Origin of the sequence: Dyella jiangningensis (assembly GCF_003264855.1) — a bacterium.
Taxonomy (GTDB): Bacteria; Pseudomonadota; Gammaproteobacteria; order Xanthomonadales; family Rhodanobacteraceae; genus Dyella; species Dyella jiangningensis_C.
In genome coordinates this window covers 653,155-674,346 of record NZ_NFZS01000001.1, presented here as the reverse complement: position 1 = coordinate 674,346, position 21,192 = coordinate 653,155, and the positions used below count along the sequence as shown (strand labels likewise).

General features: G+C 64.6%; 18 protein-coding genes. 9 read left to right on the top strand and 9 right to left on the bottom strand.

What is annotated here, in order from left to right; all coding sequences use genetic code 11:
* Positions 1-89 precede the first annotated feature (89 nt).
* Positions 90-794 (top strand): tRNA (guanosine(46)-N7)-methyltransferase TrmB, encoded by a 705-nt coding sequence (gene trmB, locus CA260_RS02940; protein WP_111980945.1) that lies wholly within the window; start codon positions 90-92, stop codon positions 792-794.
* Between the two features lie 94 nt (positions 795-888).
* On the opposite strand, the gene CA260_RS02935 is transcribed toward trmB, so the two are convergent.
* The 4 genes from CA260_RS02935 to CA260_RS02920 all read right to left on the bottom strand — a co-directional run bounded on the left by CA260_RS02935 (position 889) and on the right by CA260_RS02920 (position 6,530).
* Positions 889-2,034, bottom strand: a complete 1,146-nt coding sequence (locus CA260_RS02935; RefSeq protein WP_111980944.1) for a fimbrial protein — start codon at positions 2,032-2,034, stop codon at positions 889-891.
* Positions 2,035-2,079: 45 nt separating this feature from the next.
* Positions 2,080-4,872, bottom strand: a complete 2,793-nt coding sequence (locus CA260_RS02930) for a fimbria/pilus outer membrane usher protein (RefSeq protein WP_238149591.1) — start codon at positions 4,870-4,872, stop codon at positions 2,080-2,082.
* 226 nt (positions 4,873-5,098) lie between these two features.
* Positions 5,099-5,836: a fimbrial biogenesis chaperone gene (locus tag CA260_RS02925; protein WP_238149590.1), complete on the bottom strand. Its 738-nt coding sequence runs from the start codon at positions 5,834-5,836 to the stop codon at positions 5,099-5,101.
* 94 nt (positions 5,837-5,930) lie between these two features.
* Positions 5,931-6,530, bottom strand: a complete 600-nt coding sequence (locus CA260_RS02920) for a fimbrial protein (RefSeq protein ID WP_111980941.1) — start codon at positions 6,528-6,530, stop codon at positions 5,931-5,933.
* 482 nt (positions 6,531-7,012) lie between these two features.
* Here CA260_RS02920 and CA260_RS02915 point away from each other — a divergent pair, with 482 nt between their 5' ends.
* Positions 7,013-8,830 (top strand): SLC13 family permease, encoded by a 1,818-nt coding sequence (locus tag CA260_RS02915; RefSeq protein ID WP_111980940.1) that lies wholly within the window; start codon positions 7,013-7,015, stop codon positions 8,828-8,830.
* 208 nt (positions 8,831-9,038) lie between these two features.
* Here the strand turns inward: CA260_RS02915 and CA260_RS02910 are convergent, their stop codons facing one another.
* Positions 9,039-9,383 (bottom strand): Rieske (2Fe-2S) protein, encoded by a 345-nt coding sequence (locus tag CA260_RS02910; protein WP_111980939.1) that lies wholly within the window; start codon positions 9,381-9,383, stop codon positions 9,039-9,041.
* Positions 9,384-9,461: 78 nt separating this feature from the next.
* Between CA260_RS02910 and CA260_RS02905 the strand changes: the two genes are divergently transcribed.
* The 4 genes from CA260_RS02905 to CA260_RS02890 all read left to right on the top strand — a co-directional run bounded on the left by CA260_RS02905 (position 9,462) and on the right by CA260_RS02890 (position 13,407).
* The gene (locus CA260_RS02905) at positions 9,462-9,734 is read left to right on the top strand and encodes a hypothetical protein (RefSeq protein WP_111980938.1); all 273 of its coding nucleotides are present in this window, start codon (positions 9,462-9,464) and stop codon (positions 9,732-9,734) included.
* Positions 9,735-9,937: 203 nt separating this feature from the next.
* Positions 9,938-10,816: a methylated-DNA--[protein]-cysteine S-methyltransferase gene (locus tag CA260_RS02900; RefSeq protein ID WP_111980937.1), complete on the top strand. Its 879-nt coding sequence runs from the start codon at positions 9,938-9,940 to the stop codon at positions 10,814-10,816.
* Between the two features lie 161 nt (positions 10,817-10,977).
* On the top strand, positions 10,978-11,901 hold the full coding sequence (yedA, locus tag CA260_RS02895) for a drug/metabolite exporter YedA (RefSeq protein ID WP_111980936.1): 924 nt from the start codon (positions 10,978-10,980) through the stop codon (positions 11,899-11,901).
* 93 nt (positions 11,902-11,994) lie between these two features.
* Positions 11,995-13,407: a short-chain fatty acid transporter gene (locus CA260_RS02890; protein ID WP_111980935.1), complete on the top strand. Its 1,413-nt coding sequence runs from the start codon at positions 11,995-11,997 to the stop codon at positions 13,405-13,407.
* A 114-nt stretch (positions 13,408-13,521) separates the two neighbouring features.
* Here the strand turns inward: CA260_RS02890 and CA260_RS02885 are convergent, their stop codons facing one another.
* The 4 genes from CA260_RS02885 to CA260_RS02870 all read right to left on the bottom strand — a co-directional run bounded on the left by CA260_RS02885 (position 13,522) and on the right by CA260_RS02870 (position 18,027).
* On the bottom strand, positions 13,522-14,841 hold the full coding sequence (locus CA260_RS02885) for an ABC transporter permease (RefSeq protein WP_111982974.1): 1,320 nt from the start codon (positions 14,839-14,841) through the stop codon (positions 13,522-13,524).
* 7 nt (positions 14,842-14,848) lie between these two features.
* Entirely contained in the window at positions 14,849-16,015 is a 1,167-nt protein-coding gene (locus CA260_RS02880; RefSeq protein WP_111980934.1) for an ABC transporter permease, read from the bottom strand.
* Between the two features lie 10 nt (positions 16,016-16,025).
* Positions 16,026-16,712, bottom strand: a complete 687-nt coding sequence (locus tag CA260_RS02875) for an ABC transporter ATP-binding protein (RefSeq protein WP_111980933.1) — start codon at positions 16,710-16,712, stop codon at positions 16,026-16,028.
* Between the two features lie 70 nt (positions 16,713-16,782).
* Positions 16,783-18,027 carry an efflux RND transporter periplasmic adaptor subunit gene (locus tag CA260_RS02870; protein WP_111980932.1) on the bottom strand — a complete coding sequence of 415 codons (1,245 nt, stop codon included), beginning with the start codon at positions 18,025-18,027 and terminating at the stop codon, positions 16,783-16,785.
* Positions 18,028-18,243: 216 nt separating this feature from the next.
* On the opposite strand from CA260_RS02870, the gene CA260_RS02865 reads away from it, so the two are divergent.
* The 3 genes from CA260_RS02865 to CA260_RS02855 all read left to right on the top strand — a co-directional run bounded on the left by CA260_RS02865 (position 18,244) and on the right by CA260_RS02855 (position 21,084).
* Positions 18,244-18,930 carry a fumarylacetoacetate hydrolase family protein gene (locus CA260_RS02865; protein ID WP_111980931.1) on the top strand — a complete coding sequence of 229 codons (687 nt, stop codon included), beginning with the start codon at positions 18,244-18,246 and terminating at the stop codon, positions 18,928-18,930.
* Between the two features lie 146 nt (positions 18,931-19,076).
* Positions 19,077-19,493: a large-conductance mechanosensitive channel protein MscL gene (mscL, locus tag CA260_RS02860; protein WP_111980930.1), complete on the top strand. Its 417-nt coding sequence runs from the start codon at positions 19,077-19,079 to the stop codon at positions 19,491-19,493.
* A 151-nt stretch (positions 19,494-19,644) separates the two neighbouring features.
* Positions 19,645-21,084, top strand: a complete 1,440-nt coding sequence (locus CA260_RS02855) for a M20/M25/M40 family metallo-hydrolase (protein ID WP_111980929.1) — start codon at positions 19,645-19,647, stop codon at positions 21,082-21,084.
* Positions 21,085-21,192 lie beyond the last annotated feature (108 nt).

Genomic DNA, 21,192 nt, shown 5'->3' with positions numbered 1-21,192 from the left:
TGCGCCCGCCTGGGTGCACCGCGAAGCCACAACGCAAAGGCCCGCCACCCCGCCTGCGGGGTGGCATTCGTTTGTTTCCGGACTCCCCCATGACCCACGACCACGACGACGCCAGCAAGCCCGAATACATGCGCCGCATCCGCAGCTTCGTACTGCGAGAGGGCCGCATGACGCCGGCGCAGCAGCGCGCTTTCGATGACCATTGGGCACGCTTCGGTATCGACTATTCGGCAGCCCCGCAGGACTTCGCTGCGCGATTCGGCCGCACGGCGCCACTGGTGCTGGAGATCGGCTTCGGCAATGGCGAAGCGCTGGCGTGGGCGAGCGAGCACGATCTCGATCGCAACTTCATCGGCGTGGAAGTGCACGGTCCCGGCGTGGGTCGCCTGATGAACGCGCTGGCGGCCCGCGATGCGAAGAACGTTCGCCTCTACAAGCACGACGCCGTGGAAGTACTCGAACACGAGATTCCCGAAGGCACGCTGGCCGAAGCGCGCATCTGGTTCCCCGATCCCTGGCACAAGAAGCGCCATAACAAGCGACGCATCATCCAGCCGGAGTTCGTTGCCCAGCTCGCCTCGCGCATGGCGCCCCATGGCCTGCTGCACCTGGCCACCGATTGGCAGCCCTACGCCGAACACATGCTCGAAGTGATGGAAGCGGCGCCGGCATGGCGCAACGCCATTGCTCCCGGCCAGTACGCAGAGAAACCCGACTGGCGCATCGAAACCCATTTCGAACGCCGCGGACTCAAGCTCGGCCACGGCGTGTGGGATCTGCTCTACCGCACGTGATACGCAGTACCGCGTTTTGCGGACTTGTCGGCGATGCGCTTTCGATCATCGATGAAAGCGCTCGCCAGACAGACGGAAACCGACCGCACCTAGGTCACTGATAGTCCATCGTAAAGGTCATCGCGCTGCTCACGCTGCCAGCGTTGAGCGCCCCGACCGTGCGGATGTAGCGGACGTAGTAGGAATGATCGAACGTGACATTGGCGCTGATGGAGCCAAAGTCGTTGCGTACCTTCATCGCCAGCGGACGCTGATTCTGGTCGAGCACCTGCACACCGATGCCGGTCGCGCCGCCCGTGCCAGCCTGCAGGTCCAAGATTCCATTGCTGGCATCGATCATGTTGATTCCCGGTGCGGCATCCACGGTAATGCCGACCACGGTATTGCTATCGCAATTCAAGCCGATCTGGAAAAGGGTGGAGCCCGCCCCGCCACCGGCCAGACTGCGCGTGGAAACGCTTGGCAGCCGCACGACCGACGGTGCCGTCACATTGCATGCGATGTTCTTGAGCGTGATGTTCCCTATCGGGTAAATCGAACTGCTGCCCGAATAGATATTGCCGTTGTCGGCGTTGAGCACGACGTTGGTGTTGTACACGCCGAATGCCCACGCGCCCGCGCCAGTTGGCCCACCCGAAAGACTTGCGCCGTTGGGGATTGTCCCGGCAATGCGCACCAGCTCGTATGTTCCGGAAAAACTAAACGAGCCGCCTGCGCCTATCTGCGCTATCACCGAGTAGCAGTTCTGGCCACTTCCATGCTGCACGGGGTTGCCCGCACCGTCGCGCAAGCGCATGCCGACACCACTCACCGTAGTCGTGTAGATGCCTGGCGATATCTCTGTTGAGCCCGAATCGAGCGTGCACGCCACGATATTGCTTCCGACCTGGATCGTGCTGGGCGTGCCTTTCCCCAGCGTGCACATGCCCGCGATGGTGAACGGCCGGGACGTGCCGGGGATGGTGTCGCCCGGCTGCAACGAACTCGACACCGCCACGGTAGGGGTGAAAGCGAACGGACCGGGCAAGCCTGTCGTCGCCGCGCACAACTGCGTCGCATGCGATGTGCCATGGAATCCCAGCCCAAGCAGCAGCACGGCCACCAGCCGTACGCAGAATAGTTTCAGGGAGGGTTTCGCCCGGCTCTCCCGCGGAACGTTACCGCCGCGCCGCGCACCTGCGATCGCGGCCCAACAATCTTGGAAGGACCGGCGAGGCCTGTTGAATAGATGAAGGTTCATTTGATTCTCCTCTCGCGCACCTGAGCTGATGCGCTCGATTGGTTGCTAGCGGCAGACCGCATCCGTCGTGGCCATGGCTTCGCTGCCGTTGGTGCGTGCAGGCAGCACGTATTGGATGTGGCATTGCTCGTCGGCGCCGCTACCCCAGCGCACTGCCAGCACGCCACCATCTTCCGCACCGCGAACGAACAGCTGACCGCCCTGCCCCATCGTGCCGACGCTTTGGCCGTCGGCGTCGAGCACCTCGGCGCCGAACGGGATGACTTTGCCGTCTGCCTGTGTCGCGTGGATCAGCACGGCTCGTCCGCTGACCGTGTCGAACTTGAGCGGGATCACCGCGCCCGCGCGTGGTGCGGTCTGCAAGCGCGTGGTCTGCAGTTCGACGTCGCTGGACGTGCCAGACGGGTCCAGCGTGACGTCATTCATGCGGTACGGCATCAGGTTGCTGGCCACGGCGTAGCCGCGGCCGTCTACGGTCGCCTGACCACTGCTGGAAACCCGCGCTCCCTTGGCGTCGGGTGCTTCCACGATGCCGATCGCGCTGTTGGGATCCAGCTGCGGCGCCAGGGTGATGCCACCGCGATGGACCACGAGGCCACCTGCCGCGCTTACCGACGCCTGCTGGTAGTGGTCGGAGTACGAGTAGCTGCCGTTGAGGTTGGCGTATGGTGCCTGCCAGCCCAGGTTGCCGCTGGCGGTGGTCTGCGCACGGCTGTTGCTGTAGTCGTTGTAGGAGGCGTACGCACCATAGTTGAACTGGCTTTCCTTGCCGAACGTGCCGTTGATTCCAGCGCGGTCGCTGTCGCCCATGACGTCATCGTGCATGGCCGAGAACTGAAGCATCGGCGTATTGCGCGAAGAGGGCCCGCCCAGCGGGATGGACACATTGAGACCGAACTGGTTGTCATAATGGGCGCCGTTGTACATCGGCCCGGCCGTATAGCTGCGACTGGCAGTAATGCCGAAATTCACGCGGCGGTAGGTGTTGCTGTAACCGAGCTGGTACGTCGTGGCGCTCGGCATGCCTTGCCAGTAGGTATTACGCGATCCGCTGAAATACAGCTGGCCGGCCCTGCCCCCGAAGTTCTGGTTCACCGTCACGTTGAGCCGTTGACGGGAGCGCATCAGATTCACGGTAGTCAGGCTGCTGGTGTGCATCGAGGTCATCAGGTCCTGCGTGACCACCGCGTCGGACAGCGACAGGAAGTTGCCGTTGGAGTAGCGATAAGACGCCAGCGCGAAGGTGGTGCCCGAGGACGGGATCACCTTGGAATAGGACACACGCGTGCTATAGCCGGACAATGAATCGGCGCCCTGGAATGATGTGCGCGAACGGGTGACGTCCAGCGCGAACGCGCCGACGGGCGTGTTGACGGCCGCGCCGCCCAGGTAGGCGTGATACAGATCGCGATACGTGGATTGAACGCCGCCGTAGAGCGTCAACCAATTGTTGATGCCGCGCTGATAGGTGCCTTCGACGAAATAAGGCTTGTCGTTGCGCAATGCCGTGTTGTGCACCTGTCCGTCGGTGATGGACCAGCGGCCAACGCCAGGGCGCAACAACATCGGGACGGCCGAATACGGTACGAGAAAGCTGTGCACGCTGCCGTCGGCCTCGAACACGTTCACCGTCAGGTCACCGCCGTAACCGGTGGCATAAAGATCGTCGATCACGAACGGGCCGGGCGCCACGGTCGTCTGGTAGAGCAGGTTGCCGTTCTGCCGGACTTCCACGCGCGCCTGCGTATTGGCCGTGCCGCGCACCACGGGCGCATAGCCCTGCTGGGAATCGGGCAGCATGCGGTCGTCGCTATACATGGTGATGCCACGGAAGGGCGTGGTGTCGAATACGACGCCCTGCGTGTAGCCGTCGCCGATCGTGAACTGGGCTTTCCAACGCGTGATGTCATGCGTGGCCGTCGTGTTGATATTGGTCCACCGGGTACGGCCGGTGCGCTGGTCCCACTGTGCGGTTTCCTGGCTGCGAATGCGCCAGCCCATGACATTCAAGCCAAGATTGAGGCCGAGGTACGCATTGACGTCGTTGCTGCTGTAGCCGACACGCGGTACTGGCGCGTACGTTCCGCGCTGCACGGGAACGTACTGGCCGTTGTTGCCGAGCATGTAGCTGCCCGTGGCGCTGGGCACGTAGTTGCCGCCAGGGCCCGCCGCGTAATACTGCGCGCCCTGCACGTCGACCTGGGTGCCATCCGTCCCCACGGCCGTACCGCCACCGGACGTACGCGGCCCGCTGTAGCTTTGGTTCAGCGAGTAGGCGTTGACGTTGTAGCCCATCAGGAATGCCGTCTCGCCCTGGTCCCACAAGTCCGGACTCACGTAGCCACGCGCCTGGCGACGCAGCGATTCCTGTGGAATGGAGACGTCCAGGCGCAGCTCGCCCACGTCCATCTGCGCCGTCGCATCGCCACTGACAGCGCCGATGGCGATGCAGCTGTTCTGTGTATTGACGGTCTGAGGATCCAGCCGGTTTGTATCCACGCCCATCTGCACGAGCGTGGCGTAATCGAAACACGGTTGCGCTACCGCGCTGCCGTCGACGGCGCGGAATGTGATGTTCTTGCGAGCGACACGACCGTCGTTGACGAAGATGTCGACGTTGTAACTACCCGGGAGCACCGGGTTGCCCTTTTCGAAACGCGACACGTCCACCGATTGGCTGGAACCCGTGAAAGCGCTGCTGAATTCCACCACGGCCGGGCTGGCGGCCGGTTCGAGCGCAGGGCCGGCGGGTGCGGCGGCAGGCGCCGCGAGTACGGCGGCGGGCGCGATGCCCAGCGCCAGCATGACGTATCGGGTCAACGTGCGAACACGAGTCACCCGAGGCTCCTGAACAAGGGCTCTGGCGGCGTGAACATGCTTGGTGCGGGTCGCTTTCATCGGGATCACTGCTCTTGTTTTGGGCAGACAGCTCCCGTCCGGTCATGCGCGCGGCACGACGGAATCGGAGAGAGTGGTAGCGGAACAGAAGTCTTAGCGGGCTGACTTCAAGGCATCAGGTGGCCATCGATGAATCAGCCTGGTCACTGGCGGGCATATGCTGGCATCAGCGCGACGCGTCGACCTCGTGCGGGTTGAAGCCGCCGTAGTCATTGATCACCGTGACGACCAGCTTGCCGCTGGGATCGGGTGCTCCCGTGACAGGAAAGCTTCCTTTGCCTTTGGCAGGACACATGCCGCCTTTGCTGACGGCCGGCTCCTTCGCGGCGCCCTTGAACGAAAGATCGCTGAAGGACAGGTTGAACGGCGTGTCGTTGGCGCACTCGGCGACATAACCCTTGCCCTGCGATGCGATGCGCCAGGTGACCTGGTCCGCTGCCGCATCGGAAGTTCCCGGCAGGCCCTTGGGTCGGTAGAACAGCTTCATGCGCGAACGCACGGCCAGCTGCATGTAGTTTTCCGCCTCGTCGTTGCCCGCCTTGGGCTTGGGCGGAATTTCGAGCACATTGAGCCAGAAGACCGTTTCGCGGTCCTGCGGCAGATGGTTGGTACCGGTGAACATGATGCGCAGCGTCTGGCCCTTGCCGGGATCGACACGCGCCATCGGCGGCGTAATGAGGAACGGTGCCTTGCTGGATTCAGCGCGCTCGCTGGCGTCGCCGCTGTCCACCCAGGCCTGGATGAGGCGTGCTTCCTTGCCATCATTGACCATGCTCAGCGATACCTCGCGCTGCTCGGCGGGATACACCACGCGCGTACCGTTGATGGTGATACCGGCATAAGCGGAGCTGAGGCTCGCGGCGATGGCGGTCATCGCGCACAAGGCGCGGCTTAAGACTTTCATGGCACTGCTCTCAAAGCATGGGGATGACGACATGAGTCCGATGGACCGGCAAGGCCGGCGTGCCGGCCTTGCCGCTGACGCTCGATGAGAACGATCAGTTGTACTGCATCGAATAGGTCAGGTAGGTGGTGACCGCACCCGCCGTCGATGCGCCACCAACAGCGAGGTACTGTGCGATGTAGTTCAACGTGGCGGTGTTGCCGGAGATGGTGGCGGCCGGCTGGTTGTTGGCCGCCAGCACCGTCTGGCCATTCACGACGTAGTCGTTCACGCCCAGCTTGATCTGCTGGTTGTTGGCCGGATTCAGCATCTGCACCTCCACGTTGCCCGCGCCGCCGGCAGCCTGGTTCCTCAGAGCGTTCGTGGCTGTATCCAGGGCCGGCGTCGCGGTCGTTTCCACCCACAGGGCAGCCGTCTTGCCATCGGTGCAGTTGGCGCCGGACAGGATCAGCGAGAACGGGGTATCACCGGCGGTCACGCCATCTTTGGGCAGCGCAGAGGTGCTGACGGTCGGCAGGGTCACGGTGATGTTGCCGGTGCCGGTGGCCATGCCGCCGCCGGTGACCACGCACGTAGTGTCAGTGACCTGGCCATTGAACGTGATCGTGCCATCGGTGGCGCTGGCGACCATGGGACTGAGCGCTGCGAAACCGAGCACCGCGGCCATGGCGGTCGAGATAAGCGTCTTCTTCATAAACCTGATTAATCCTTGACTAGAAGTTGGAGCAGTGGATTCGCAGACGAGCCAAGCGGGCGTGCCCGACCTTTGCCGGACTTCCCTGTCGTAAACGTTGGGGTCTTCCCTCGCCGCCCGAACGGGCTACGTCGCCATTTCGCGGTCGCTACCACGAAACACGGCCATTTTTCACTGATGACCGGCAAGCTTCTTTAGGACGAATCTGAGATGTGCGTTTGATTTGTAGCCCGGGACGGCTTCGGCCTACGCGCCAGGCAGCCTAGCCTCACGCCCCGCTGACGCCACGAGGGACGGCATCCAGCCGAAGTTCACCCGGAATCGACCGCGACGCTTATACTCGGTGCATCTCAATAAGAACCGTGCCGCCGCGTGAGTGACCCGTCACGCCTCCCCATGCCTTGCCTCGCCTCCGAGGCGGCCTTGACGCCAGGCGCAAGCGAAGGAGACGCCCGCTAGTGGGACTCGCACTCACCCCCGAAATGGTCCTGGTGCTCGGGCTGGTCGGCTTCACCATGCTCATGCTGGTGCTGGAGTGGATCCGTGCCGACATGGTGGCCCTGCTGGTGGTCGTGGTCATCGGGCTTACCGGGCTGATCCCTTCGGAGCGCGTGTTCAACGGCTTTGCCGGTAACGCCGTCATCGCGATCATCGCGATCATGATCATGGGCGCGGGACTGGACCGGGCCGGCGTACTCACACTCACCGCCAGTTTCGTGATGCGCATGGCGCGCGGCATGGAATCGCGCCTGGGCGTGGTGATCAACCTGGTCACCAGCCTGTTCAGCGCAGTGATTCCCAGCCAGGCCCTGGCCGCGTTGATGATTCCGGTGACCAGCCGCCTGGCGGCGCGCACCGGCGTGCCGATTTCCCGGCTGCTGCTGCCCATGGCGTTCTGCATCCTGACCGCCACCAACACCACGCTGATCGCCAATTCACCGCTGATCGTGCTGAACGACCTGGTGGCCAGCGCGAATGCCAACCTGCCCGCCGGCGCGCACACCATTCCGAAATTCGGCCTGTTCAGCGTCACCCCGGTAGGTTTGGTGCTGGCCTTCGCCGGCGTCGGCTTCTTCTATTTCTTCGGCAAGAAGCTGTTGCCGGAGCGGGAAGACGAGCGCCTGAAGGTGACCCCGGGCCGTACCGAAAGCTACTTTGCGGACACCTACGGCATCGTCGGCGAAACCGCCGAGCTCACGGTGACCGCCGAAAGCCCACTGGTTGGCATGAGCATCGGCGAGGTGGAGCAGCTCTACGGCGCCCCGCTGATCCTGGCCATCAAGAGCGGCAATGACGCCCGCATGGCCCCGCCCGCCGACCATGTCATCTGGGTCGGTTCGGTGCTCGGCGTATTGGGCCCGCGAGAACAGCTCAACCAGTTCGCCAACAACCAGCTGTGCAAATTGTCGCCACGCATGCGTCAGTTGGGCGAACTGTTCAATCCTTCGCGCGCCGGTATTTCGGAAGCGGTGATCCCGCCCAGCTCACGCTTCCTCAAGCAGACCGTCGGCGACCTTCGCCTGCGCAAGCGCTACGGCATCTCGGTGCTCGCGGTGAATCGTGGCGATCAGGTCTATCGCGATGATGTGCGCTCGGTGAGCCTCCGTGCTGGCGACACGCTGGTGCTGCATTCGAGCTGGCGCGACCTCGCCCTCGCGAGTGAAGACCGTGATCTCGTGGTCGTCACCGACGTCCCCAAGGAAGAACAGCGCCCCGGCAAGATCTGGCAGGCCGTGGGCTTCTTCGTGCTCGCCAAATGCCTGGCGCTGTTCACCCACCTCGACCTTTCCGTAGCCATGATGACCGGCGCCATCGGCATGCTGCTCACCGGTGTGCTCAACATGGATGAGGCCTACAAGGCCATCAACTGGAAAACCATCTTCGTCACCGCCTGCCTGATTCCCCTCGGCTGGTCGATGGACGCCACCGGCGCCGCCGCGTGGCTGGCGCAGGGCGTGCTGCAGCATCTGGGCCACACCAACCACTGGATCCTGCAGCTGGCGCTGGCCATCCTGACCCTGCTGTTCTCGCAGGTGATGTCGAACGTGGGCGCCACCGTGATGATGGTGCCCATCGCCATCAGCGTCGCCGTTGCCACCGGCAACAACCCGTCGGCCTACGCCTTGATCGTCGCCGTCTCCTCCTCCAACACCTTCCTGCTCAGCTCAGGCCACCCGGCATTGATGATGGTGGCGGGCCCCGGCGGTTATCGCGGCAAGGACTTTTTGCGCGTCGGCTTGCCGCTGACGGCTATCGTGCTGGTGCTGACGTTGGTGGCGATCAATTTGATGTACCGCTGACTGGCACAAAGCAACTTCATAGCGTCACGGACCTTTTGGTGTCGTAGTCGATTGCCCGTATGCATCACCCGCGACGACGGAGCGCGTCTTGGCCGCTATACCCTGTACTCGCTTACGAGCGACCGCGATCTGGACGGCTTCAACGACAATCTCGACAAGATGATCGGGTAGCGGTCATCGCAGATCGCTCGAACTCATCTGCGTCAGCTCAGTCATCCAACCAGACTTCGCCGTTCGACACGCGGATGCCGACGGCTCGCAGATGTTCGCCGCGACAGGGGCCACCCACGCACAGGCCGTCGTCGTCATTGAACGAGGCGCCGTGTGCGGCGCAGACCAGCAGGCGGTCCTTGATCAGGAACTTGCCCGGCGCCCAGTCGAGGCGGCGGCCGGCATGGGGACATATATTGAGATAGGCGCGTACCGCGTCCTGATGGCGCAGCACGATCACGCTCTCTTCGCCATCGCGAAGCAGCGCATCGACGGCGATCGCGCCGCCATCGGGAATATCGTCCAGCCGGCAAAGCGCCTGGTCGGGGGTGGCTGTATCCATCGGCACTTGCCTCTTGGGCCGTGAGGCCCCATCGTTACGCACGTAAGTCGTTGATTTTACCACACGGATTTTTAACACATGCGCTTTTCGCTGCCCATGCCGCGTCGTTCCCGCCATCCGCTGGTCCGTGCCCTGTCGCTCATTATCGGGCTGGCATTGGTCGGCGTGCTGATGGTGTTTGGCTTGGTGGTGGCCGGCGTGCTGCTGGTCGGCGGTGCCTTGGTGTTCGCCGTACGCCAGTGGTCGCGCACGCGGGCCGCCGTATCGCCGGCGGGGCGTCGTTCGCACAAGCCCGAGGTCATCGAGGGCGAATACGTGGTGCTGCACCAGACGCGCCACGCTGCGCGCTGAGGCGTAAGCCTCCCACTGCCGCCTCTCCTTGCAGGAGCGCATCCGGGTGCGCGATTACGGGCTCGCGCGGATGACTCCGTAGGTTCTTCGCGCACTGGGTGCGCTCCTACAGAGGATCGGATGGTTGCGTCTTGCGCAAGATCCGGATGGTGACGACACCGGGTGAGCTTTAGGCTGACCCCATCGCATCTAGGGATATCGCCATGAATGCCCGTATCGCTACCGAATCCGTCCTGGAACAGGTCCGCCTGCTGGTCGAGCGCGCCGACGAGGCACCTACCCTGCAGGCACTTGCCGACGCCGTGCAGATGAGTCCGAGCCATCTGCAGCGCGCATTCCGTCGCCATTTCGGCATGAGCCCTTCGGAATACCACCGCGCCCGGCGCTTCGGCCAGTTCAAGCAGGCGCTGCGAACCGGCGCGGCCGTGACCGATGCGGTATACGACGCAGGCTTTGGTTCCGGCAGTCGTGTCTACGAACACAGCGATCGCCTGCTCGGCATGACGCCGGCGAGCTATCGCGCGGGCGGCGCCGGCGCGGACATCCGCTATACGACCACGGCCACGCCGTTGGGGCGGCTGCTTGTGGCGACGACGTCGCGCGGCATCTGCTCGGTCACGCTCGGCGATACCGACCGCGAACTCGAGCAGCGTCTCGCCGACGAATTTCCGCATGCGACCCGCCAGCGCGTGGATGCGGGCAGGGAGGAGTGGCTGGACGCCGTGATTGCACGCATCGCCCATGAGCTCGGCTGGAGCGACGCGGACGCACCGGAGCTTCCTCCACTGGACGTCGCGGCCACCGCTTTCCAGTGGCGCGTATGGGACGCACTGACGCGCATTCCCAGCGGCACCACCAAGAGCTACGGCGAACTCGCTGCGGAACTTGGCGTGCCCAAGGCCGCGCGAGCCATCGGCCGTGCATGTGGCAGCAACAAGCTTGCCTTGATCGTGCCGTGCCACCGTATCGTCCGTGAAGACGGTTCGCTGGGCGGCTGGCGCTGGGGTGTGGAGCGCAAGCGCGACTTGCTGGCCAAGGAGCAGCGCGCGGAATCCAAGCGCGCCGAACGCACCGCGGCCTGAACATGCCAGACGCGCCGAAACGGCGAAGAGTCACGTTGAGCGCGCCTCAACGCTGCCTTGCATAAGACTCGCTTCTGCCTGTTGCAGGGCCGGTTTAAGCTGCCTATGTCTGTAGACTATGGCCCGCATCCGCAACGCGATGCTCCCCACGCAGCTTCCCCATGAATGACACCGCATCGACATCCGCCGTGACCACGGCGCCTGCTCCCGTCGCCGACAGCCGCCTGCTGGTGCCGCTGGCGCTGTTTGCGCTGTACATCATCTGGGGCTCGACCTATCTGGGCATTCGGTTCGCGCTGGAAAGCTACCCGCCGTTCCTGCTGGCCAGCGTGCGCTTCATCGGTGCCGGTGTGGCGATGTTCGCCTTCCTGCGCCTGCGCGGCCATGCCCTGCCCACGGCGCGGCAATGGCGCAATGCGGCCATCACCGGCATCCTCCTGCTGGGCTTCGGCAACGGCCTGGTGTGCTTCGCCGAACAGCACGTGAGCTCGGGCATCGCCGCCGTGGTGGTGGCCAGCATGCCGCTGTTTGCCGCGCTGTTTTCCGGCATGTACGGCGAATGGCCTTCGCGGCGCGAGCTGGTCGGTCTGATGATCGGTTTCCTCGGCGTGATCGTGCTCAACCTGGGCAGCAGCCTGTCGGGTTCGCGCATCGGCGCCCTTGCATTGCTGGTCGCCGCCATGAGCTGGGCCTTCGGTTCGGCATGGAGCCGTCGCCAGGACATGCCGGCGGGCCCGATGAATACGGCCGCGCAGATGCTCTGCGCCAGCGTGGCGATGCTGATCGTCGGCCTTGCGACGGGCGAACGACTGCCGGCACACCCGACGGTGCGCGCCACGGCGGCGCTGGTGTATCTCGCGGTGTTCGGCTCGATCGTGGCGTTCAGCGCGTACCTGTACGTACTCAAGCATGCGCGTCCGGCGCTGGCCACCAGCTACGCCTATGTGAATCCGCCGGTCGCCGTACTGTTCGGTGTGTTGCTGGCGGGCGAGACCGTGGGTCCCTTCGACCTGGCCGGCATGGCCATCATCCTGATCGGCGTGGGCGCCATCACGCTGGCCAAGCAACGCCGCACGGCGCGCTGACGCGGGCCACCCCAGCTCGACTCGACCATGGTCGGCTTGCCGGGCCGGCCACCAGGCGCTCACCATGCCTCCGTCCTTGGCCGGGGAACGCCCATGAATACCACGAATGAAGGTCTGTTGGCCCGCGCCGCACTGCGCAGCGCCGCCTGGTCGGAACGCTGGTTTCCCGATGCGTGGGTGTTCGCCGCCCTGGGCGTGGTGATCGTGGCGATCGCTGCGATGTCGTTTGGCGCAACGCCTGCGGTCGCCGTCAACGCGTTCGGTGATGGCTTCTGGAGTTTGATTCCCTTCACCATGCAGATGGCCTTCGTGGTCATCGGCGGCTACGTAGTGGCCACGGCGCCGGTGGTAGCGCGCTTCATCGATGTGCTTGCCCGCGTACCGCGCACGGGGCGTGGTGCGATTTGCTATGTCGGCCTGATCAGCATGCTCGCCTCGCTGCTTTCGTGGGGTTTCTCGCTGGTGTTCGGCGGGTTGCTGGTGCGTGCACTCGCGCGCCGCGACGATCTGCGTATGGACTACCGCGCGGCGGGCGCCGCGGCTTATCTGGGGCTGGGCGCGGTATGGGCCATGGGCCTGTCTTCTTCCGCGGCGCAGCTGCAGGCCAATCCCAAGAGCATGCCGCCGGGCCTGATCAACATCACCGGCGTGTTGCCTTTCAGCGAGACGATCTTCCTGTGGCAGTCGATCGCGCTCACGACCATCCTCATCCTGGTGTCGCTGCTGATCTGCTGGTTCACCGCACCGTCGGACCACAACGCGCGGACCGCGAGTGACTACGGCGTCACCGAGACCGCCACGCCCGCGTTGCCGCCCCGACAGCGCCCGGGCGAATGGCTGGAATACAGCCCGTTGTTGTCGCTGCTGATCGGCCTGCTGGGCCTGGGCTGGCTGGGTTACGAGTTCGCCACCAAACCGGCGGTGACGGCGATCGCCAACCTCAACACGTACAACTTCCTGTTTCTTACCGTGGGCCTGCTGTTGCACTGGCGGCCGCGCAGTTTTCTCAACGCGGTGTCACGCGCGGTACCGAGCACAGCCGGCGTGTTGATCCAGTTCCCGCTGTATGGCGGTATCGCTTCGTTGCTCACGCACGCGCCGGGCTTTGGCGACCAGACGTTGTCGCATCGCCTGTCGGGCCTGTTCGTGCATGTCGCCTCCACCGATACGTTTACGCTGGTGATGGGCGCGTACTCGGCGATCCTCGGCTTCTTCGTGCCTTCGGGTGGCGGCAAGTGGCTGGTGGAAGCGCCTTATGTGATGCAGGCGGCGAACGATCTGCACGTGCACCTGGGATGGGCCGTGCAGGTGTACAACGCGGCGGAAGCGTTGCCCAATTTGATCAACCCGTTCTGGATGCTGCCGCTGTTGGGCGTGCTTGGACTGAAGGCGCGCGACGTGGTGGGATTCACCTTCATGCAACTGCTGGTGCATGTGCCGCTGGTGCTGGGGTTGCTGTGGGCATTGGGGCTGACGTTGACGTATGTGCCGCCGGTGATGCCTTAGGACTGAGGCAGCGCGGATCGCGCACTGGGTGCGCTCCTACAAAGGCACGACGCTCTTCTGTAGGAGCGCACCCAGTGCGCGATCGGGGCGCAGCACAGCCGCGCCCCTTTAAAATCACAACTCGCGCAATGCCGTCGTCACCGGCAACCGCGCCGCACGCATCGCCGGATAGATACCGCCGATGAAGCCGATCGCAAGCGCCCACTTCAAGCCGGTCCACAGCAATGCGGGGGATACCCGAAGCTCGAAGCTCAACTTGCCGACCGTGCCAGCCGCCAAGGTCGATGCGCTGTAGCCGTTGAAGATCAACCAGGCCAGGACGCCACCGATCACACCGCCGACAAGCGCCAGCAGCATCGTCTCCAGCATCACCGCCACCACCACGGGCAGGCCGCGGAAACCGATGGCGCGCAGCGTGGCGATTTCGCGTGCACGTGCCGCCACCGCGGCGAACATGGTGTTGAGTGCGCCGAACATCGCGCCGATGGCCATGATCAGGCCCACGGTGATGCCCATGATGCGGATCACCTTGGTCATGCCTTCGGATTGCTTGTTGAAGTAGTCGATGGTGGTACTGACATCGACCTTCAGCTGCGGATTGCCATCGAGTGACGCCTTGAACGCGTCGTAGGCCTTCGGGTCGGTGAGCTTCACCGTGACCGACGCGCGACTGCTGCCGCGGCGGTAGGTATCCGCCACCACGCTGGCGTCACCCCACACTTCCGAATCCATCGCATCGCCCGAGGAGAACACGCCAACCACCGTCCACTGCTGGTTGCCCAGTCGGATGACATGGCCCGGCTCCAGTCCGGCGAACTGCTTGGTCGCGCCCTTGCCCACGATCAGCTCGCGCATGCCCGGCTGGAAGTTGCGGCCCTCGATGATCTTCACGTTGGGACGCACGGCCCACGCCTGGTCGCTCACGCCGCGCAGTTGCACACTGCCCTCGTCGTCAGCCGTACCGCCCTTGAGCGGAAGATTCGCAGCAACGACCAGTTCCGGTGAGGCGATGGGCTGGCCTTTCGCATCGCGTGCGATGCCGGGCGCCTGCGGGATCAGCGTCACGCTGTCGTGATCGAGCACCGACATCACTTCGGATGCCGATGACCCGCGCATCACGATGGCCGTGTCCGCGCTGCCGGTCTTGCGCAGCGTTTCCGCATATCCCTCACCCATGGCGAGCAAGGCCACCAGCACACCGACCACGCCGGCGATGCCGATCACGATGACGGCCGATGATCCAAGGCGTTGCCCCAATGTGCTGATGCCGACGCTGGCGACGGACAGCGTCTGTCGTCCGCGTCGCGTGATGAACAACCAGGCCGCGAACAGCACGGCAAGCAGGACGGCTCCCTGCCATGGCAGCACGATCCAGGCCACGAGCACAGCAACGATCAGGAGCAGCAACAGGAGATTGATCAGAAATTTCATGATGCGTCCCTCAGCGTCCAGCCAATGCATCGACGATGTTCAGGCGCATGGCACGCAGTGCCGGCAACGCGCCCACCAGCAAGCCGATGGCAATCATCAGCACCAGGCCCAGGATCCAGCTGTTCGCGCCGACGCTCGGCAGATTGAGCATGCCGCCACTGCCTGCGCTCACCGCGGGCACGATCAGCGCGGCGAAACCCAGACCGATCACGCCACCGAGCACCAGCAGCAGTACCGACTCCGCCAGCACAATGCCCAATACGCTGCGATTGGAGAAACCGATGGTCTTGAGCACCGCCAGTTCACTGGTGCGCTCGCGCACCGCCTGCATCATGGTGTTGCCCGACAGCAACAGCAGCGTGAAGAACACCGCGCCCATGATCGAGCCCACGATCAAGCCGATGTCGGCCAGCTGTTTCATCCAGTTGGCGGTGGCGGCCTGCTCGGTTTGCGTGCGCGTTTCGTGGTCGGAGTTGGCCGAAAGCGCGTCGATGGCCTTGGCCACACGATCGGCCTGGTTCACGTCGGTCACGCGCGTGACATACCAACCCACCTGGCCGCGGTTGAACGGCGTGGTTTCATCGAAGTACTTCCAGTGCAGCAAGAGCATCTGATCGAAGAAGCCACCCGCCTTCTTGTCCTTCGAATGCAGGATGCCCACCACGTCGAACGTCCAGTTCTTGCTGCCCTGGCGATTCGGGAAGATGGTGGACTGCAGCGGAATCTTGTCGCCGACTTTCCAGTTGAAACGCTTGGCCAGCTTCTCGCCCACCAGGATGCCGGTACGCGTGTCGTCGAACGCCTTGCGCTCGGCGGCACTCACGTCGATCTCGGGGTAGAGGTCGATGTAGTTGGGTTCCACCGCGAAGCTGAAGACCTGGTTGTGCGGATCCTGGTAGGCGCCACCGAACCAGTTGGCATACGTCACCATCTTCACGCCAGGCACCTGCTGGATCTGCGCTTCCAGTGATTGCGGCAGGGTCTGGATGAAGGAGAGCTTGGAGCCGGTCTGCAGGCGTTGCGCACCGTTGGCGCTCTGCCCAGCCTGGTTGAACGAAGTGCGCACCGCGTCGAGCATGCCGAACAGCAGGAACGCCGCGATGATCGACACCAGCGTGAGTATCGTGCGGGTCTTGCGCCGGAACAGCGCCGCCCAGATGAGATGGAAGTATTTCATCGCCGCATCCTCACGCGATGGCCTGTTCGACCAGGGTGCCCTTGTCCAGATGCAGGGTGTGGTTGGCGTACTCGGCCGCCTTCGGATCGTGGGTGACCATCACGATGGTCTTGCCGTGCTCGCGGTTGAGTACGCGCAGCAAACCGAGCACTTCTTCGGCCGACTGGCGATCCAGGTCGCCCGTGGGCTCGTCGCACACCAGCAGCGTGGGGTCGGACACGATCGCGCGTGCGATCGCCACGCGCTGCTGCTGACCGCCGGACAACTCGCTGGGCTTGTGCGAGGAACGCTCGCCCAGCCCCACCAGTTCCAGCGCGATGGAAGCGTTCTTGCGCCGCTGTGCCGCGGACAACTTGGTGAGCAGCAACGGCAGTTCCACGTTGCGCTGCGCCGAGAGCATCGGCATCAGGTTGTAGAACTGGAACACGAAGCCGACGTGCGAGGCGCGCCACTTCGCCAGCGCGCCACCGTTCAACTGGTCGAGACGCTGGCCGGCCACGGTGATGCTGCCACCGCTGGGCGTGTCGAGCCCGCCGATGAGGTTGAGCAGGGTCGTCTTGCCCGAGCCGGAAGGTCCCATCAGCGCGAGGAAATCGCCCTCGGCAATGTCGAGGTTGATGTGATGCAGCACTTCCACTTTCTGCTTGCCGCGCTCGTACACCTTGGAGAGGTCGCGGGTTTCGATCAACGTGTTCATGCCTGGGCTCCCTTTTCGGTTCGCGTCGCCATGCCGGCGCGCGTGATCATTCGCTGCGATGGAGTACTGCTTATTCCTTCGGCCTGGCGGTGGTCACCCGCGAGCCGTCCTTCAAGGTTTCCGGAGGCGAGACCACCAGGGTGTCGCCCACCTGTACGCCGGCCGGCACGCGACGCACGTCGTCCTTGCCGGTGGTTTCCGGCGTCACGGTGCGCTGCTGTGCCTTGTCGCCCGTGACCAGGAACACCACGGCGTGACCGTCGCGCTGGGCGATCGCGTTGCCGGGAACCAGCACGCCCTGCGGTGCCTGCACACTCTGCTGCGCTTCTTTCGATTCGAGGAACGAGACGCGCACGCCCATGTCCGGCACGATGCGTGCATCCTTGTGTTCGAGCGCGACGCGCACCTTCACCGTGGCCTTGCCGCGATCGGCGGCAGGCACGATGGCGATGACGTGGGCGGGGATCTTCCAATCCGGGTACGCGTCCAGCACCGCCTCGGCGGGCATGTTCGGTTTCACGCGACCGATGTACGCCTCGTTGACGTCCACGTCCACCTCGAGCGAATCCATGTCCACCACCGTGCCGATGCCAGTGCGGGTGAAACCGCCGCCCGCGGAGAACGGCGACACGATTTCGCCGACCTGCGCGTCCTTGGTGGTAATGACGCCGTCGAACGGCGAACGGATCACGCAGTAGTCGAAGTTGACCTGCGCCTCGACGACCTGAGCGTCGGATGAGGCCGCATTGCGCTGCTGCGACAGCAGTTGGGCGCGCGTGCTGTCGACCAGGGTGCGCGCCTGTTCCGCGGTCTGCTTGGCCACCAGGCCTTTCTCGGCGAGCGATTCCATGCGCACGGCGTCGCGCTGGTTCTGCGCCAGCTGGACCTGGAATTGATCCACCAGGGCGTGCGAAGCAGCCGCCTGCTTGCGCGCGGCTTCCAGGGCGGCGCGGTATTGCGAATCGTCGAGGCGGGCCACGATCTGGCCCTGCTTCACGTGATCGCCCTCTTCGATCAGCACGTGCGTGAGCGTGCCGGTGATCTGCGCCGACACCGTGGCCTGGCGGCGCGCGGTGACATAGCCCGTCGCCTGCAGCACCGCGCCTGCGACGGCGTTCGACGCGGGCGATTGCGCCTGCGCGGTCTGCACTTCGATCGCCCGTGGACCCATCAGCCACCAGCCGACCAGCCCCGCCAGCACGACCACCACCACGACGCCACCGACGATCCACGGCCAGCGACCCGGGCCTCCGCCATGGGCTTCGCGCTGGTGTTTCTCGATGCGCAGTTCCTTCAATAGATCCGCATTCGCCACAAGCTCTCCCTGCCGGCCCCCGCCGGTTCCTCGGTGTCGCAAACGATGCTGGAGCGGCTGGACCGCCGCCAGAGGTCCCCATCAGGTGTCGGCGGTGACAGCTGTCACCCCGCGGGACCGGAAAACCGGCCCGTTGTACAGGCAAGGCGTCGGCGAAAAAAGCTAACGTGACAGGCGACTGGCGCGCCGAGGCCAGGGTGTTAACCTTGCGCGACTATGTCCTATGCCATCACGCCTCCCGCCGTTCCCAGCCTGCCGGTGCTCGGCAGCGACCTTCGTTTCCCGGTTCGCCGCATCTTCTGCATCGGCCGCAACTACGCCGAACACGCGCGCGAAATGGGCGCCACGGTGAACAAGGACACGCCGCTGTTCTTCTGCAAGCCGGCGGACGCCGTGGTGACGGATGGCGCCGACGTGCCCTACCCGCAAGCCACCAGCGATCTGCATCACGAAGTGGAAATGGTGGTGGCGCTGGGTGGTGGGGGTCGCGACATTCCGGTGGGACAGGCCGAGAGCCTGGTCTGGGGCTACGGCGTGGGGCTGGACCTCACGCGTCGCGACCTGCAGGCGATCGCCAAGGCCAAGAGCCATCCGTGGGATGTGGCCAAGGCATTCGACCATTCCGCACCGGTGTCGGCGCTGCGTCCGGCGAGCGAGGCGCGCCTGGGTGCTGACACCACGCTGACGCTCAGCATCAATGGCGAACAACGCCAGCTGGGCAAGCTCGGCGACATGGTGCACGGCGTGGCCGAGATCATCGCCATCCTGTCGACGCTGTTCGAGCTGAAGGCCGGCGACCTGATCTTCACGGGCACGCCAGCCGGCGTGTCGGCGCTCAAGCGCGGCGATCGCTTCCATGCCGAGCTGGCAGGCGTGGCCGTGCTGGAAGGTCGCGTGGGCTGATCCGGCCTGGGGCAGCATCTTGCGAAGGCGCGATGGGGGCGCCTGGAAGATGCTGAATCCCGGCGCGCTCGACGGGCCGTCGATGCCTGTCGCGGCCTGCGTCGCTGCGCTAGAGTCTCCCTGCCATACAGCCCAGGGAGAGAAGCATGAGCATGCTCAAAGAGTTCAAAGAATTCGCCATGCGTGGCAACGTCATCGACCTCGCGGTCGGCGTGGTCATCGGTGGCGCGTTCGGCAAGATCGTCACCTCGCTGGTGGACCAGATCATCATGCCGCCGATCGGCATGCTCACCGGCGGCATCGATTTCTCCCAGATGAAATGGGTGCTCAAGCCGGCGGACAACAGCGACCCGGCGCACAAGATCGCGGAAGTCGCGATCGGCTATGGCACCTTCATCAACACGCTGATCCAGTTCATCATCATCGCGTTCGCCATCTTCCTGGTGGTCAAGGCCATCAACAAGCTCTCGCGCCGCCAAGAGGCCGCACCGGCGCCGCCGCCGGCGGACGTGGTGCTGCTCACCGAGATCCGCGACCTGCTCAAGACGCAGAACCAGAAATAAGCAAGTGCACATGCAGGACGAAAGGCGCCTTCGGGCGCCTTTTTCATGGGTGAAATCGTTCGCTCGCCGCGCGCACGGCCCATGACTTCTGGCCTAAGCGGCGCCTGACAGGCACGCGATAATCGTCGTTTCCGCCCAAGGAGCTGTCCCGATGCGCCGTCTGCCCCTTTCCCTGCTTGCCGCCAGCATGATGCTCGCCATCGGCACGGCAAATGCCGCCACCCAGACCACCGTTCCCGCCGCAGCCGTAAAGACGGCCGAACAGCTGCGCGACAAGGCGATGAACGACAACACCGCCTACGACATCGTCACCTCGCTGACCACGGAAGTGGGCGCGCGCCTCGCCGGCAGCCCGGCCGACCAGCGTGGCCGCGACTGGGCCGTGGCCAAGTTCAAGGCGCTGGGCTTCGACAAGGTCTACACCGAGGAAGTGAGCTATCCGCTGTGGGAACGCCGCAGCGAGCATGCCGAGATCGTCGGTCCGTTCCCGCAGACTTTGGACCTGATCGCGCTGGGCTACTCCGCCGGCACGCCGAAGGGCGGCATCACCGCCGAGGTCGTGCGCTTCGACAGCCTTGATGCGTTGAAGAAGGCCGATCCGGCCAGCGTGAAGGGCAAGATCGTCTACGTCGACGTGCGCATGGAACGCCACAAGGATGGCCACGACTACGGCATGGGCTCCGCGGTGCGCGTGGGCGGCCCGGTGATCGCCTCGAAGATGGGCGCCGCCGGCTTCCTGCTGCGCTCGGCCGGCACCGATGCCCACAGCCGCACGCCGCATACCGGCGTCACCGGCTTCCGCGATCCGAAGGAAGCGATCCCGGCGGCTGCGCTGTCCAATCCGGATGCCGATCAGCTGACGCGCATCGTGGCCTATGGCAAGCCCGTCAGCCTCAAGCTCGAACTCGACTGCGGCATCACCGGCACCTACCACGGCGCCAACGTGATCGGCGAAGTCACCGGCAAGAAGCATCCTGACCAGGTCGTGGCGATTGGCGGCCATCTCGATTCGTGGGATCCGGGCACGGGCGCCATCGACGACGGCGCGGGCGTGGCCATCGCCATGGCAGCCGGCAAGTTGATCCACGACATGCCGCAGCGTCCGGACCGCACCATCCGCGTGATTGCGTTCGCGAACGAGGAAATGGGCCTGTGGGGTGGTCGCGCTTATGCCGACAAGCACGGCGCCGAAGTGAAGAAGTTCCAGCTCGGCACGGAGTCGGACTTCGGTGCACGCAAGATATGGCGCATGAGCGCCAGCGTGAAGCCGGAAGCACGCGGCGCGATCGACCAGATCGCCAAGGTGCTGGAGCCGATCGGCGTGGCCTATGACGCAAAGGCACCGGGTGGCGGCGGTTCGGATCTCTCGCAGATGCACGGCAAGGGCATGGCGGCGCTCACCCTGACCCAGGACGGCACCGACTATTTCGACTACCACCACACCGCCAACGACACGCTCGACAAGATCGATCCGAAGGAGCTGGCGCAGAACGTGGCCGTGTATGCGGCGTTCTCGTACATGGCCGCGCAGGCCGACGGCGATTTCGGTTCGGCGCCCGGCGCGTTCAAGAACGACGGCGCGGAAGAGTGATCGTCGCATAGGGAATAAAAAAGGGCGGCCCGACGGCCGCCCTTTTTGTTGGCGCGACATCGGCCCTTGTGTGGGAGCGCACCCAGTGCGCGACTGGCCTCACCAGTC

Excerpts from the sequence above, each read along its gene's own strand:
- trmB (WP_111980945.1), top strand. The coding sequence starts at position 90 with ATGACCCACGACCACGACGACGCCAGCAAGCCCGAATACATGCGCCGC.
- CA260_RS02935 (WP_111980944.1), bottom strand. The coding sequence starts at position 2,034 with ATGAACCTTCATCTATTCAACAGGCCTCGCCGGTCCTTCCAAGATTGT.
- CA260_RS02925 (WP_238149590.1), bottom strand. The coding sequence starts at position 5,836 with ATGAAAGTCTTAAGCCGCGCCTTGTGCGCGATGACCGCCATCGCCGCG.
- CA260_RS02920 (WP_111980941.1), bottom strand. The coding sequence starts at position 6,530 with ATGAAGAAGACGCTTATCTCGACCGCCATGGCCGCGGTGCTCGGTTTC.
- CA260_RS02915 (WP_111980940.1), top strand. The coding sequence starts at position 7,013 with ATGGTCCTGGTGCTCGGGCTGGTCGGCTTCACCATGCTCATGCTGGTG.
- CA260_RS02910 (WP_111980939.1), bottom strand. The coding sequence starts at position 9,383 with ATGGATACAGCCACCCCCGACCAGGCGCTTTGCCGGCTGGACGATATT.
- CA260_RS02905 (WP_111980938.1), top strand. The coding sequence starts at position 9,462 with ATGCGCTTTTCGCTGCCCATGCCGCGTCGTTCCCGCCATCCGCTGGTC.
- CA260_RS02900 (WP_111980937.1), top strand. The coding sequence starts at position 9,938 with ATGAATGCCCGTATCGCTACCGAATCCGTCCTGGAACAGGTCCGCCTG.
- yedA (WP_111980936.1), top strand. The coding sequence starts at position 10,978 with ATGAATGACACCGCATCGACATCCGCCGTGACCACGGCGCCTGCTCCC.
- CA260_RS02890 (WP_111980935.1), top strand. The coding sequence starts at position 11,995 with ATGAATACCACGAATGAAGGTCTGTTGGCCCGCGCCGCACTGCGCAGC.
- CA260_RS02880 (WP_111980934.1), bottom strand. The coding sequence starts at position 16,015 with ATGAAATACTTCCATCTCATCTGGGCGGCGCTGTTCCGGCGCAAGACC.
- CA260_RS02875 (WP_111980933.1), bottom strand. The coding sequence starts at position 16,712 with ATGAACACGTTGATCGAAACCCGCGACCTCTCCAAGGTGTACGAGCGC.
- CA260_RS02865 (WP_111980931.1), top strand. The coding sequence starts at position 18,244 with ATGTCCTATGCCATCACGCCTCCCGCCGTTCCCAGCCTGCCGGTGCTC.
- mscL (WP_111980930.1), top strand. The coding sequence starts at position 19,077 with ATGAGCATGCTCAAAGAGTTCAAAGAATTCGCCATGCGTGGCAACGTC.
- CA260_RS02855 (WP_111980929.1), top strand. The coding sequence starts at position 19,645 with ATGCGCCGTCTGCCCCTTTCCCTGCTTGCCGCCAGCATGATGCTCGCC.